Annotated in this window: 10 protein-coding genes; 4 read left to right on the top strand and 6 right to left on the bottom strand. The window is 68.8% G+C overall.

The window, feature by feature from the left end; translation table 11 throughout:
• Positions 1-29 precede the first annotated feature (29 nt).
• From ACFVV1_RS37495 to eccE, 5 genes are all read right to left on the bottom strand, one after another.
• The gene (locus ACFVV1_RS37495) at positions 30-1,898 is read right to left on the bottom strand and encodes an ABC transporter substrate-binding protein (RefSeq protein WP_389999138.1); all 1,869 of its coding nucleotides are present in this window, start codon (positions 1,896-1,898) and stop codon (positions 30-32) included.
• Positions 1,899-2,095: 197 nt separating this feature from the next.
• A complete protein-coding gene (locus ACFVV1_RS37490) occupies positions 2,096-4,738 on the bottom strand; it encodes an SCO5717 family growth-regulating ATPase (protein WP_389999135.1) in 2,643 nt (880 codons plus the stop codon).
• A 328-nt stretch (positions 4,739-5,066) separates the two neighbouring features.
• Positions 5,067-5,300 (bottom strand): DUF397 domain-containing protein, encoded by a 234-nt coding sequence (locus tag ACFVV1_RS37485; protein ID WP_389999132.1) that lies wholly within the window; start codon positions 5,298-5,300, stop codon positions 5,067-5,069.
• An 85-nt stretch (positions 5,301-5,385) separates the two neighbouring features.
• Positions 5,386-6,096 carry a hypothetical protein gene (locus ACFVV1_RS37480; protein WP_389999130.1) on the bottom strand — a complete coding sequence of 237 codons (711 nt, stop codon included), beginning with the start codon at positions 6,094-6,096 and terminating at the stop codon, positions 5,386-5,388.
• A complete protein-coding gene (gene eccE / locus ACFVV1_RS37475; protein WP_389999127.1) occupies positions 6,093-7,433 on the bottom strand; it encodes a type VII secretion protein EccE in 1,341 nt (446 codons plus the stop codon). The genes ACFVV1_RS37480 and eccE overlap by 4 nt, the downstream gene beginning before the upstream one ends.
• A 182-nt stretch (positions 7,434-7,615) precedes the next feature.
• On the opposite strand from eccE, the gene eccB reads away from it, so the two are divergent.
• The 3 genes from eccB (at position 7,616) to ACFVV1_RS37460 (ending at position 11,049) form a co-directional block, all read left to right on the top strand.
• The gene (gene eccB / locus ACFVV1_RS37470) at positions 7,616-9,148 is read left to right on the top strand and encodes a type VII secretion protein EccB (RefSeq protein WP_389999124.1); all 1,533 of its coding nucleotides are present in this window, start codon (positions 7,616-7,618) and stop codon (positions 9,146-9,148) included.
• A 13-nt stretch (positions 9,149-9,161) separates the two neighbouring features.
• Positions 9,162-10,418, top strand: coding sequence for a type VII secretion-associated serine protease mycosin (gene mycP, locus ACFVV1_RS37465; protein ID WP_389999121.1), 1,257 nt, complete (start codon positions 9,162-9,164; stop codon positions 10,416-10,418).
• A 169-nt stretch (positions 10,419-10,587) separates the two neighbouring features.
• Positions 10,588-11,049: a hypothetical protein gene (locus tag ACFVV1_RS37460; protein ID WP_389999118.1), complete on the top strand. Its 462-nt coding sequence runs from the start codon at positions 10,588-10,590 to the stop codon at positions 11,047-11,049.
• Between the two features lie 116 nt (positions 11,050-11,165).
• Here the strand turns inward: ACFVV1_RS37460 and ACFVV1_RS37455 are convergent, their stop codons facing one another.
• Positions 11,166-11,741: a hypothetical protein gene (locus tag ACFVV1_RS37455; protein WP_389999116.1), complete on the bottom strand. Its 576-nt coding sequence runs from the start codon at positions 11,739-11,741 to the stop codon at positions 11,166-11,168.
• Positions 11,742-12,817: 1,076 nt separating this feature from the next.
• Here ACFVV1_RS37455 and ACFVV1_RS37450 point away from each other — a divergent pair.
• Positions 12,818-14,074, top strand: coding sequence for a S8 family serine peptidase (locus ACFVV1_RS37450; RefSeq protein WP_389999113.1), 1,257 nt, complete (start codon positions 12,818-12,820; stop codon positions 14,072-14,074).
• The last annotated feature ends 51 nt before the right edge of the window (positions 14,075-14,125 follow it).

Raw genomic sequence — 14,125 nt, 5'->3', positions numbered from 1 at the left:
GGCCGGCCCCTCTCAACCCTTCCGTGTGATTACTCGCGGTCATCCGCGGTGGTACGACGGCGCTTCGCGATGAACAGCCCGCCACCGGCGAGTACCACGACCACCACGATGATGCCTACGACGACTCCGGTGGAGCCGGACCCGCCGGAGCTGTCCGAACTGCTGCTGCCCGCCGGAACGGCCGACCACCAGCTCCAGTACCCGTCCTGGCCGTAGATGTTGCCCGCCGCCTCGGGCATGGTCTTGATCGACTTGATCTGGTCGGTGCGGTAGGCCTCGACCGCGTTCGGATACGCGATGATGTTCATGTACCCCGAGTCGTACATCCACGACTGCATCTGCTTGACGATGTCCGCGCGCTTGGCCGGGTCGTACTCGGCGAGTTGCTTCTTGTAGAGCTCGTCGTACGTCTTGTCGCAGATGAAGTTGTCGGTGGTGGCGCTCTCCTTGGCCTTCGCCGGCAGGGCGTCACAGGTGTGGATGCCGAGGATGAAGTCCGGGTCCGGGTTGACCGACCAGCCGTCGAAGGCGAGGTCGTACTCACCGGCGTACCACGGCACCGAGACGTCGTCGAGACAGTCGACCTTGAGCCCGATGCCGAGCTTGCCCCACCACTCCTTGAGGTACTTCCCTATGGCCTTGTCGTTCGGGTCCGTGGCGTGGCACAGGATGCGCAGGTCGAGCGGCTTGCCGTCCTTGCCGACGCGCTGGTCGCCCTTGAGCGCGTAGCCCGCCTCGTCGAGGAGCTTGGCCGCCTTGGCCGGGTCGTAGGCGAGGCTCTGGTCGGCGGAGGGCTGCCAGAAGTACGTGGAGAAGCGCGGCGGGATGTATCCCTGCCCCTCGACGGCGTGGCCCTGGAAGACCTTGTCGATGATGGTCTTGCGGTCGATGGACAGGAAGAGGGCCTGGCGCACCTTCTGGTCGAGAAGGGCCTGGTTGCCGTCGCCGAACTTCTTGCCGTCCTTGGTCTGAGCGCCCGGGTTGGTGGCCAGCGCGAAGAAGCGGCGGCCGGGGCCCTCGTTGACCTTGACGTTCTTCTCGCCCTTGAGGGACGCGGCCTGGGCGGGCGTCAGCGCGGGGGAGCCGGCGACGAAGGAGACCTCGCCCTTGCGCAGCGCGGCGACCGCGGCGTCCTGGTCCTTGTACGTCTTGAAGACCAGCTCGTCGAACTTCGGCGCACCGCGCCAGAAGCTCTTGTTGGCCTTGAGTTTCACGTACTGGTCGACCTTGTAGTCCGTCAGGATGAACGGCCCGTTGCCGACGATCGGGAACTTCGTGTCGTTGTTGAACTTGGAGAAGTCACCGACCTTCTCCCAGACGTGCTTCGGGACTATCGGCACGTCGAGCGCGGCCATGGTGGCCTGCGGCTCCTTGAGCTCGATGACCAGCTGCGTCGGGCTCGGAGCCGTCACCTTCTTGAAGTTCGCGACGAAGTTGCCGTTGGCCTGCGCGGCGCCCTCGTCGGTCATCATCTTGTTGAACGTCCACGCCGCGTCCTCGGCGGTGGCCTGCCGGCCGTCCGACCACTTGGAGTTGGACCGGATGGTGTACGTCCAGGTCAACTTGTCCGCGGACGGCTCCCACTTGGTGGCGAGGGCGGGGACCGCGTGGTTGTCCTTGGGGTCGTAGTTCGTCAGGAAGTCGTACATGAGCCGGCTGATGCTCGTGCTCATCAGCTTCTGGGCCAGGAACGGGCTCAGGGAGTCGACGCTCTGTGCGACGGCGACGGTCAGCGTCGACGTGCCGCTGTCGGCGGCCTGCGCCTGCTGCGGCGCTGCACCGAGGGGCACGCCGACGACGGAACCGGCGGTCAGTGCCAGAGCGGCGGCGCCGGAGGCCAGCAGGACACGCAGACGTGAGCGTGGCTGGGCAGTCAGTGGTGGAACTCTTTCGACCATGGTCAGGGACCTCGCGTCATGACTCGCACGGAGAAGGCGGGTTGATCTGTGGTTCGCCAGCTGGTGAAGCGAAGGTTTATCAGCGGTGGTCGAGCCGCGTCAACGGTCATCGAAACGGCGTGTGGTCTGCGGGAATGCGCGGAGGGCCCGCACCGTGGAGACGATGCGGGCCCTCATTGGTTCAGACCTCTGTTGCCTTACTGCTGAGGCGCTGGCGGCGGCTGCTGCTGCCAGCCTACGGGCGGTACGGGGCCCTGCAGTTCGGGCGGGACCGGCTGACCAGGCAGGCCGGGCTGCTGCTGGTGAGGCGGCGGCGGACCGGACGGGCTCGCCGAGGACTGGGCCTGGGAGGGCAACGACTGCTGCCAGCCGTGCTGTTGCACTCCGGGGCCGGGCTGCGGGGGGTACGGCTGCGGGGGCTGCTGACCGCCGTAAGGCTGTTGTTGCGGCGGGTACGGCTGCTGCGGGGCGTACTGCTGGCCGGGCAGCGGCGGGGCGTACTGCGGGGGCGGATTGGAGCCGTGCGACGTCCAGAGCCCCTGCTGCTGCTGAGCGCGCGCGAAGTCCTCGGCCACCAACGCGGAGAGGTGGAAGTACGCCTCGCGGGTCTTGGGGCGCATCATGTCGAGGTCGACCTCCGCGCCGGCCGCCAGATGCTCGTCGAACGGTACGACGACCACGCCGCGGCAGCGCGTCTCGAAGTGCTGCACGATGTCATCGACCTTGATCATCTTGCCGGTCTCGCGGACGCCCGAGATGACGGTGAGGGAACGCTGCACGAGTTCCGCGTACCCGTGCGCCGAGAGCCAGTCCAGCGTGGTGGACGCACTGGACGCACCGTCGACCGACGGCGTGGAGATGATGATCAACTGGTCGGCGAGGTCCAGCACTCCGCGCATCGCGCTGTAGAGCAGACCGGTGCCCGAGTCGGTGAGGATGATCGGGTACTGCCTGCCCAGCACATCGATGGCGCGTCGGTAGTCCTCGTCGTTGAACGTCGTGGAGACCGCCGGGTCCACGTCGTTGGCGATGATCTCCAGACCGGAGGGCGCCTGCGAGGTGAAGCGGCGGATGTCCATGTACGAGTTGAGGTACGGGATCGCCTGGACCAGGTCACGGATGGTGGCCCCGGTCTCCCGGCGCACCCGGCGGCCGAGCGTGCCCGCGTCCGGGTTGGCGTCGATGGCGAGGATCTTGTCCTGCCGCTCGGTGGCCAGGGTCGAGCCGAGGGCGGTGGTCGTCGTGGTCTTGCCGACACCGCCCTTGAGGCTGATGACCGCGATCCGGTAGCAGGACAGCACGGGCGTACGGATCAGTTCGAGCTTGCGCTGCCGCTCGGCCTCCTCCTTCTTGCCGCCGAGCTTGAAGCGGGCCGCGCCGGACGGTGTACGGCTGCTCTTCGCCTTCTGCTTGCCCCGGACGAGCCGGTCGGAGGAGAGCTCCACCGCTGCCGTGTACCCGAGCGGGGCGCCGGGCACCGAACGCTCGCGCTGGTCGTGGGTGACCGGGGTCGGCCAGGCGGCCCCGGTGCGCGGGTCGACGGGCTGTCCGTGGGGTTGTGGTTGCTGTTGCTGCGGCTGCTGGGGGTGGGCGGGCTGCTGGGGCACGGGCTGCTGCGGGGCGACCTGCGCGGGCAGATGGGGCGTGCCCTGGACAGGCTGCTGAGGCACCTGGGGGACCTGCGGCGGGAGGGGCGCGCCCTGCTGAGCGGGCCACTGCGGCGGCTGAGGCGCTTGCGGCTGCTGCGGCGACTGTGGGGCGTGGAGCTGCTGGGGCGCGTGGAGCTGCTGGGGCACCTGAGGCGGCTGCGGGAAGCCGTAACCGCCCTGAGGCTGGTGGGGTACCTGCGGCGGCTGGACCGCTCCGGCCTGCGGGAATCCGTAGCCACCGGGCCCGTGGCCGGCCGGAGCCCGAGCGGGCCACTGCGGCGCCGCCTGGGGCGCGGTGGGCTGCGGTGCGGCGGGCTGGAAGGTGGGCGGCAGCGGTGGCAGAGCGCCCTGCGGCGGCGCCGGGGTCCAGGCGGTCGGCGCGGCGGGCGCCGGGGCGTCCTGCGGTGCGTCGGGGGACGGTGCGTCCTGGGGCACCGCGTCCGCGACGGCGGCCGAGGGCGCGGCGGCACCCTCAGGCTCGTCCGAAGCACCGCTCGTCATGTCGCTGTCCGGGCGATCGGCGGGCGTCGCGGCGTCGGCACCGGACTCCGCGGCGGCAGCGCCGTCGGGCTCATCGGCGGGCGCATCCGCTGCCTGCGCGGAAACGGAGCCGGAACCGGAGCCGGAACCGGGAGCCTCGCCCTCGTCCGTACGATCGGCACCAGCACCTACCCCGGCACCGTTTTCCGCGGAACCCGGGTCCGCAGCCGAGCCGTCCCCGTCCGCGCTCTTCGCCGCCTCCTCGCGCTCCGCGATCTCCCGCTTCAGCGCGGCGGGCGAGAACCGCATGGTCGCGCCGCTCTCCACGTCACCGCCCCCGAACGGGTCCGTCATCCCGTCGGAAGTCACCGATCCCGCTCCCTCCGCAGGAGTAGGGGCAGGCGAAGGAGCGGAGTCACCCGCCGCGGAGTGAACCGGCGCGGGAGCAGGCGGCGCCGGAGCCCAGTTGGGGTCGAAACCGCCCCCGGCCGGCGGCGCGGGCACGGACACCGGCGGCCCGCTGGGCGGCGGAGGCGGCGCCAGGTGCGATCCGGCACCGCCCGACGAATCCCCCGGCGCGTTCTGCGTGTACCAGGCGGGCGGGGTGTAGTCGATGGTGAACTCACCCGTCATCTCGGCGGGCTCCGCGTCGGACGACTCGTCGACGGGCTTGTTCCAGCCCCCGCGGATCTCGTCCCGATCGCCGTTCACTTTGCCTCCTGGTGTGGTCGAGCACCCTTGTGCCGTGGTGGGCGGGGGCGACCGTTCCCGTTGTCCGATCCGCCCGGCTCTCCCCCTTGGGACGCGCATCGCCTGCCCGCAGGTTCTTCTGCTGCCCCCGACCCACCCTAATCGCCATCGGGCTCACTGCGGCAGGCCGTACCGCACGGCAGGAACTGTCCAGTAGGTCACGCACAGCCCTCAAGTGCCCCGAGTGCGGCGGAGCACACAGACCGAAGCGGTCAATTCGATACTTATCCAGGCATGGTGAAAGGGTGGCCGCCATGTTCGGACAGCCACCCTTTCACCTGGCCATTGCCTACGTGAGGTCGAACTCACCGTCCCGTGCGCCCAGTACGAAGGCGCGCCACTCGGCCTCCGTGTACCGCAACACGGTCTCCGGGTCCAGCGACGAGCGCATGGCGACTGCACCGTCCGGCAGATGCGCGATCTCGACGCGTTCCTCGACGTTCTCGGTCCCCGGTGCGCTCAGCCACTCCACATCCGAGATGTCGAGAGCGTAGAGCTCTTCCTTTTCCTGCTGGGTGCCCATGTCGGCGTCCCTTCGATCGAACCGTGTCGTTCCCCGGCCATCCTCCCTGGAAGCGGCAGGTCCGGGGTTGCGAACGGAACAGTATTCAGTCCATCCGGCGAGCAGTGCCCAGCAGGCCGGTCTCGACCTCCGTCGCACTGGTCATCACCCAGTGGCGCTCGCGGCCCGCCACCCAGAGCGTGACACCGTCCGCCAGGGTGGGCAGGGCTTCGATCTCGGTCCGAGCGAGCCCCAGGATCCGGCCGATCTGGTCCGCCTCGGCGGGCGAGACCCGCTGGATACCCACGAGCGTCGACGCCCGCATCAACCGGGGCGCCACGGGGCTCAGATAGGGCAGCAGCGTCAACACCGACTGCCAGGGCGAGGACACCACCCGGCCACGGGGCGGGCGCATACCGCAGTCCCGCACCACCACCACCGGGCTGCCCACGGTCGCTCCGGTCGGCGGAACCCGGCCCACGTCATGGAGGGAGACGCACTCAAGACCGGCACCCGCGGCTTGCGCCAGAGTGGTCCACGCCTGGGTGCGGCCGGTCTCGACCGCTACCCGTGCGCCCGTAGCCGCCGCACGCAGCGCCAGCACCTGCGCGGTCCACAGGCCGCCGATCAACAGGACGTCGTACGGTGCCGGGCGGTGGAACCCGATCATCTGCGGGCGCCCCTCGGCATCGGTACCGATGATCACTCCGTCGTCCCCGACCGGCAACGACAGTGCGCCCAGGTGCTCCGCGGCCAGAGTGTGCCCCGCGTGGCGAGGACCGCGCAGCCCCCGCCTCGGATCGGTGCGATTCGTCACTGTGCGCCTCCCAGCGGGAGCGTCGCCAGTACGCCCGGCAACTGCTCGCGGTCCAGCCGCACCAGGCCGACCTTGGCGTGCCGTGCGGCTTGCTCCAATGTCCTTCGTACCCCGACCAGTTCGGTATCGGACCCGCCCGTGATCCGTACGTGACCGGACACGGAGACGTCGCCCTGGCGCGAACCGCGTCGCAACGTCAGGCTGAAGGTCGTCGCATACGCGGGGACCGAGGTCAACAGCGAGACGAGGCGCGGGAGAGGAGTCGCCCCCCGGCCCAACTCGGGCCAGCGGTCCACCGCATAGGCGGTGTGCCAACGGTCGTCGCACCGCCAGACCCTCGTCGTCTCCATCGTTCGCCGCTGCGGCGCGACATCCGGGCGTCCGGCGCGGGCCGACAGGATGGGGTTGGCGCACGCGGATGTTGCCACGGCGGAGTGCAGCTCCTCCTGGTCCAGTACCACGGCCCGGAATCCGGCGCCGGTGATCCGGCTCGCCACATGGTCCGCGACCCGAACCAGACAGCGCTGAGCTCCGCCGATTCCGCCTCCGCGCGCCTCGACCGCCTCCCGGCACAGTTCCGGATCCAGCTTCACAGCCACCCAGGTCATCCGCAGCGCGGGCGCCCCGGTCTGCTCCTGAAGGGGGGCGTAGGAGAGTCGGGCCGCCGACTGCTGCGGCAGATGCTGCGCCGGAGCGGGGCGTACCTGCTGCACGAGCTGCGCGGACTCCAGCACGATGTCGTCCACCGAGAGGGCATCGCCCAGGAGGGACAGCGGGAGCGCCCGCGCACCGCGCGCCTGGCGGAGCGATTCACCGCTGGCCTCGACCCGGACGACAGCGGTCAGGAACGTGCCGTCCCCGACCATGCCCACCGTGCGGCGGTCCCGGTCGATATAGATGTACGGAGCGAAGCCCGGCACACTTTCCGCCACCGGCGCCAGCTGTGGCTCCGCATCCACTGCGGACGCCACGGCCGTTCGCCTGCGGTCGCGGAGGGAGAGCGCCGTCGACAGCCAGTCCTGTACGGCACGGCCCCGGCGACGTACCACCGCGAGAAGCACCAGCAGGCAGGCGACCGCGGCTGCGGGCACCAGCCAGGGACCGCCGAGCGCGGCACCCACCGCGGCGACCGCCAGGGCCGCCTCGACGAGCACCATCTGCCGCAGCACGGGACCGAGGCGACCGGTCCGCGAGATCGACCGCAGAGTCGTCGCCGCAGGGGCGTTCGCCGACGGGTCGGGAGCTGCGCCGGCCGGGTCGTTGCCACGTTGCCGTCGGGAAGGGCCGGACGTTCGATGGGTAGCCCGCCCCGTGCGCTCGCGCGTCGCTGCACCCATCGCCGCGTTGCCCCCTCGTATCCGTATGTACCGTTTTTTCACGGGTGTTGACCGGGCGATCACCCTACCTGAGCAGTGACGGTCAAGCGCCAACAGGCATAGTAGGGGGCCCAGTCGACGACAGTGGCCCATGGCGTGTGTGGGAACCTGGTTGCCCACTGGGGAAAAGGGGCAGCGGACAGATGGCATCACGGCGGGACGAACTCAACGCCTACACCTTCGCGAAGCGGAGGTTGATCGCACAGTTCCTGCAACCCAACCCGACCGGCTCGGAGGAGGGCGCACCGCGCCCCCTGCGCGCGGTGGTGCCCAGCGCGATCGTCGGCGTCGTCATCCTCGCGGGGTTCGGAGCCTGGGGGATGTTCAAACCCGTAGCACCGCAGAAATGGGACACCCCCTACGAGAACGTCATCATCGCCAGCAAATCCACCACGCGCTATGTGGTGTTGAAGACCGATGGCAAGACGCAGCTCCACCCGGTGCTGAACATGTCCTCCGCCAAGCTCCTCCTTGACCCGGACAAGGGCAAGGTCATCAACGTCGACGAATCGGTCCTCGACAACGGCAAGATCCCGCACGGCGCCACGCTCGGCATCCCGTACGCCCCCGACCGGCTGCCGGACAAGGACGAAGCCGGCTCGAAGAAGCGGTGGGCCGTCTGCGAGCGGCCCGGCGAGGGTGGCAGGGCCATCCTGAAGGCGGCGTTCGTCTTCGCGGAGCGCGAGCAGAAGAAGACCGAGGGCGCGGGCCGGCTGCACGGCGGTGAGCTGATGTACGTCGAGGGACCGGGACCGGACAGAACCCGCTACATCGTGGACGCCGCGGGCAAGGCGTACAAGGTGAAGAAGGACGAACTGCTGCTGCGTGCTCTGCTCGGCGACGGCCGTGCCCCCCAGCGGGTCTCCGCCGCGTGGCTGGACACCCTGCACACCGGAGACGCGGTCGACTTCCCGACCGTCCCCCAAACCCCCGGCGCCGACGCGGGCATCCCGGGGAAGCTGCCGCCCGAGGCGAACAAGGTGGGCATGGTCCTCGCGGCGACATCCGGTACCAGGACCCAGCAGTACGTGGTCCTGCCCGGCCGGGTCGCCCCCGTATCGGACTTCGTCGCGAAGCTCCTGCTCAGCAGCCGGGCCCTGGTCAACCTTGGCCAGGACGGCAAGGAGAGGCATGTCAGCGCCGGTGCGTTCGAGCCCGGTGAGGCCTTCGGGCAGGACATGGACTGGCCCACGAGCGAGCCGAAGCCCGTCAACTCCGCGAGCGACGCGGCCGGCAGCCGTAACACCGTGTGCAACGTCCTGCGCGGTGTCGCCACGAAGAACGGGGCCAGCACGCTCAGCACGTGGGCGGGCACGAGCTTCCCCGCGACGCTCCCCACCGGCTCCAGCAGCGCCTATGTCACCCCCGGATCCGGACAGCTCTTCCGGCAGTTCAAGGGGTCCAGCGCCGACTCCGGCCCCCTCTTCCTGGTCACCGACACCGGTCTGCGCTATGCCATGCAGTCCAACGGCGACAGCGTGCGGGACGACTCCGGCATCGGCGAATCAGGCACGAAGGAGGAGAGGGCGCAGCGGCAGCAGGAGGCGCAACAAGCGCAGAACCGGCTCGGATACAAGGACGTCGTGCCCGCGCCCGTCCCGGCCGCCTGGTCCTCGTTCCTGCCCACGGGACCACGCCTGTCGACTGGCGCGGCCCGCCAGCCGCAGGGTTCCTGAGGAGCGCATCCACATGACGACGCACCCCTCTCCGTACCGGCGCCCGCTGACAGCCGCAGCCGCCACCGCCGTCCTCTTCGTCACGCTGCCCGTACTGCCCGCCGCAGCGGACGACTCCACCCAGTGCACCTTCGGCTCGAAGAAGTACGCGGGCCGCCCCTGGGCGTTGCAGCGCGTCCTGATGGACGAGCTGTGGAAGCAGTCCACCGGCAAGGGGGTACGGGTGGCCGTCATCGACACGGGCGTGGACGTCAAGAACCCTCAGCTCAAGGCGGCCGTGGATACCAGGAGCGGCCGCAATTTCCTGGAGAAGAACCTCAAGGACGAGAACGGCAACAAGATCGAGCGCGGCAAGGAGAACGGCACCACCGACACGGTCGGTCACGGCACCAAGGTCGCCGGAATCATCGCCGCGCGAGAGGTGAAGGGCACCGGCTTCACCGGCCTGGCTCCGGACGCGACGATCATTCCGATCCAGCAGAACGACGCCGAGGGCCACGGAACGGCCAAATCGCTGGCCGCCTCCATCCGCTACGCAGCCGACGTCGCCCACGCGGACGTCATCAACATCTCGCAGGACACGGCCAACGCGGTGAAGCCCACGGACTCTCTGCAACAGGCGGTGGACGCCGCCCTGGCCAAGGAGATCGTGATCGTCGCCTCCGCCGGCAACGACGGGCTGGGCGGCAACGTCAAGGAGACCTACCCCGCCTCGTACGACGGTGTCCTGGCCGTGGCCGCGTCGGACCGCAACAACGAGCGGGCGGCCTTCTCCCAGTCCGGCAAGTTCGTGGGCGTGGCCGCACCCGGCGTGGACATGATCTCGACGGTCCCCGGCGGCGGACACTGCGCCGACAACGGCACCAGCTTCTCGGCCCCGTACGTCGCAGGAGTCGCCGCCCTCATCAAGGCCAAGCACCAGGGCTGGACGCAGAAACAGATCGTCGCTCAGATCCAGCAGACGGCGGAACGCTCGATCGCGGGCCACGACCGTCTGGTGGGCTGGGGCGTCGTCGACCCGGTGCGTGCCCTGACGGAGGACGACAAGCCCGTCGAACGCCCGGTGGCGAACGAAGGTGTGAGCAAGGGCGAAGCGCCGACACCGGCTGAACTCCACCTGGGCGAAACGGCGGACGAACGCAACGCACGCCTGGCGACCTACGTGGTGGTGGGCGGAGCAGTGCTGGTCGCCGCGATTGCGGGTGTCGCCGTGGCCGTGCGCGACACCCGACGGCGGTCCAGGCGCCTGGGAGGAGCCGGCCATGCCTGACGAGACCGTCAACCGGGGAACGGCCTGCGGAAGTTACGTGATGGATAAGAGGGTTGGTCCTCTCGTAGCCAGTGGATAGAGTTTGTGGAATGAGGTCAGACTTGTTCACGCGGGTGCGATAGCAACGAGTGGCAGTCTGAGCAAACGGGGAAACGGGGAGGGCAGGATCGTGGCCGATCCAGGCGGTGGCGGGGGAGGCTCGGGCGACCTCCGGCGTGGTGTAGGCGCGCTGGAGACGTTCAGGGGGCGTGTCAACACGCTGCTTGCGGAGCTCGAGGGTTCGGCAGCCGGTAAGTCGAAGATTGCGGCGCAGACGGTGTCACGCGCTGCCCTGAGTGGCCAGAACGCGTGCTTCGCGGAGGCAGACGGGCTGTACACGCAGTACAACCGCGTCCACGAGTCGCTCGTCTCGCTCTCCAAGTCTCTCGGTGACCAGATCGAGTACTTGAGCCTCGGCGTGCACGCGGCGGCCGTCGGCTTCGACAACGTGGACGACGACGTGCGGCGGCGGTTCTACGAGATCCAGGTCCGCCTGGACAAGGAGCACGAGAAGGCGCAGGCGGAGAAGGCCGGTAAGCCTGAGCACCGGAACGCCGACAACCAGAGCGACTCGGGGTGGGCAGCCGAATGAGTGATCCGAAGAAGCCGGAACTGACCCCCAAGGAACAGCAGGCGCAGGACCAGCAACGCGTCCAGGCCCAGCTGATCGTCACTGACGTCAACCGGCAGGTCCAGAACGTCATAGAGTCATTCGGCTTCGGACGTTCGGGCTCGTCGGGACGGACTTCGTTCGAGGGCCACGAGCTCAACACGATGATCGACCTGATCCACAACTCCAATCCGGAGCACCTCGAAGACGCGGGTGATGCGCTCTGGAAGGCAAGGACGGCCATCAAGGTCGCCGCGGATGAGCTGGGCGACTTCATCAAGGCTGTCGACTGGGAGGGCGAGTCCGGAATTGCCTTCCGTGACTGGGGCAATGGCCTGGTCGCCCACGCCCTGAAGCTGGGCGATTTCGCAGAGGCGGCCGGGACGCAGATCACGGTCGCGGGCACGGGCCTCGCGTCGGTGCGCAACTCCCTGCCGCCGCGCGACAACCGCCTGGACCGCAAGTCCGTCGAGGACATCGAGGCCCCGAAGCGGATCGAGGGCAACCCGGAGTACGTCGCGGCGGTGAAGGTCGAGAAGAACCGCCAGGAGGCCATCAACCAGGCGAACCGACTGGCGTCGTACTACGCGGTTTCGGAGGAGACACTGGCGGCGCAGGAGCCGCCGCGGTTTGACAAGCAGCTTGATGTTGCGATGCCGCGGCCGCAGGGTCACTTTGAATCGCCTCACGACTACGGGAGCTCATCAGCAGGCTCTGAGGCGGTGGGGAACAGCGCGCCACGAGAGAGCTCGCAGCGCGCTGCCACGGGCAGTGCAGCCACCACGGGCGCCACGGGCACTGGTGGTCAAGCTGCAATCGAGGCGCTCGGAACTGCACCTGCGCTGGACAAGAGCACCTCGACGGAGATCAACAGTGTGGCCACGCCGCCGGCTCCCGTGACCGCACCTGGTACATCTCCCAGCCCTTCGGCCACGGGTCCCACCGCTCCGGGGGGAGGGGGGACTCCGCCCATGGCGAATGGCTTTGTGAACCCCGTGACAACTCGCTCGCGGTGGCCTCAGGGACCAACAGGCGCACCCAGGGCAGTCGGGCAGCCCGGGGGCAGCGGGCCCAGAGCTGGCGGTTCCACTGGGAGTGGTCCTGCGGCGAATGGTCGCACCGGAGCCCCGGTGGGGCGTCCGGCTCCGATGGGCGGGGGTTCGGCCTCAGGCACATCCGGACGTGGGGGCGGTCAGTCCCCTGTTGCCGGTCGATCCGGTGTGACTGGCGGCAGGCCCGTGGCAGGAGGCCATGCGGGTAGGTCTGGAACCTCCGGCCCGCTTGCCGGTCGAGGAAGCGGCATCGTAGGTGGGACCCCGCAGCGCGCCGTTCCGGGCGCGGGTACGTCCGGAGGGGCTCGTGGTATGCCGCGCGGCACAGCCATCGGAGCCGGAGGAGCGGCACAATCGGGCGGCTCTGCTGGACGTGCCGGGCAGCGGGGAGTCATCGGGGCCGGAGGAACGAGCAGCGCGCCCCGCCCTGGTGGGCGAGGCACTCCCAGTTCGAATGGAGTCGTGGGTGCGCCTCGTGGAGGTGCTGCCGGATCCGGCAGCATAAGGGGCTTCACTGCTGGGGGCGCAGGTCTCGTACGTGGGCCCGCAGGTCGACGGGACTCTGACGACGAGGAGCAGGACGGTGGCACACCGCGTCCGGACTACCTGACGGAAGACAGAGAGACGTGGGAGGCCGGACGGCGTGGAGTCGCACCGCCGGTGATCGAATAGGTAACAGGGAAGGTTCGGAAGTCAGGATGACAGCAGGAATGCGCCAGACCCGGAAGAGCCGCATGCCTCTCGGATTTCGAGGACGCCTGCTCGGCACGGTGGCTGCGGCCGCTGCCTTGAGTGTGGGATTCGCAGGGGCTGCTCCTTCCGCGCTCGCTGCAGATGTGCAATCGAAGCAGTGGTACCTCAGCGCGATGCAGGCGGAGGAGATGTGGAGGGTCACCACGGGCGAAGGCATCAAGGTTGCTGTCATCGACTCCGGCGTCAACCCATCGACGCCGTCCCTGAAGGGACAGGTTCTGAAGGGATTTGACGCTACAGGAGCCGACGGCGATGAGTACGATGACTACCGCGGACATGGCACAACCATGGCTGAGCTGATTGCCGGAACGGGCGAGGGCGGGGGCCTGAAAGGCCTCGCCCCAGGTGCAAAGATCATCCCGATGCGGATCACTGATGCGGAGTTCCAGAATGAGCATTCGGTGAACGCTCATGCCTCTGAAGACGCCATCCGGGCCGCAGCGGACAGTGATGCACGGATTATCAGCATGTCATTTGGTGGCGACTTCCCGGGGCGGGAGGAGCGAGAAGCGGTGAAGTACGCCCAGAGTAAGGGGAAGTTGTTCTTCGCAGCTGTCGGAAATGATGCAAAAGAGGGCAACAGGGAGCAGTATCCTGCCGCATACCCGCAGGTCGTAGGTGTCTCCTCGGCTGACCGTGAGGGCAAGGTGGCCGAGTACTCTCAGAACGGGAACATCGTAGATATCGCTGCTCCTGGGAATGACGTTCCGCGCTGGTGCGACACCACATTTCGAAGCTACTGCGACGGCGATGGCGGCACCAGCGCAGCCACAGCCATCGCATCCGCCTCCGCAGCCTTGGTGTGGTCCGCCCACCCGGACTGGACTGCGAACCAGGTCCTCAACGTTCTCTTCGACACCGCTGGCCGTGACTGGGAAAAGGGCACGCTCAGTAAGTACCTCGGCCACGGCCTGATCCGCCCCTCCATGAACATCCTCAAGGGCAAGGGCAACCCCGGCGCCCCGGACATCAGCCCTCTCACCAAGGAAAAGACGTCCGGCTCCTCGGCCTCCCCCGCCCCATCTGCACCAGCTTCGTCACAGCCCGAGAAGAAAGAAAAGGCTGGCGACGCCGTCGTGGCAGGCTCCAGCAAGGAGAAGGACGACGGCAGTTCGCTCGGACTGATCATCGGCGGAGCGGCAGCGGTAATCGTGCTCGGCGGCGGAGCCTTCGCGCTTGTCCGTAAGCGCCGCACCGCCTGACTGGCCGTACGTTCTTCACCCGTACCCACCGGCGAGTAAAGCCGGACCGAA

Source organism: Streptomyces sp. NPDC058092, assembly GCF_042884935.1.
GTDB lineage: Bacteria > Actinomycetota > Actinomycetes > Streptomycetales > Streptomycetaceae > Streptomyces.
The sequence above is the reverse complement of the archived record's forward strand: the minus strand, read 5'-3'. Positions and strand labels throughout refer to the sequence as shown.

What these genes read in the sequence shown, in the direction of transcription:
- ACFVV1_RS37495 (WP_389999138.1), bottom strand. Translation starts at nt 1,898, where the DNA reads ATGGTCGAAAGAGTTCCACCACTGACTGCCCAGCCACGCTCACGTCTG.
- ACFVV1_RS37485 (WP_389999132.1), bottom strand. Translation starts at nt 5,300, where the DNA reads ATGGGCACCCAGCAGGAAAAGGAAGAGCTCTACGCTCTCGACATCTCG.
- eccE (WP_389999127.1), bottom strand. Translation starts at nt 7,433, where the DNA reads ATGGGTGCAGCGACGCGCGAGCGCACGGGGCGGGCTACCCATCGAACG.
- eccB (WP_389999124.1), top strand. Translation starts at nt 7,616, where the DNA reads ATGGCATCACGGCGGGACGAACTCAACGCCTACACCTTCGCGAAGCGG.
- mycP (WP_389999121.1), top strand. Translation starts at nt 9,162, where the DNA reads ATGACGACGCACCCCTCTCCGTACCGGCGCCCGCTGACAGCCGCAGCC.
- ACFVV1_RS37450 (WP_389999113.1), top strand. Translation starts at nt 12,818, where the DNA reads ATGACAGCAGGAATGCGCCAGACCCGGAAGAGCCGCATGCCTCTCGGA.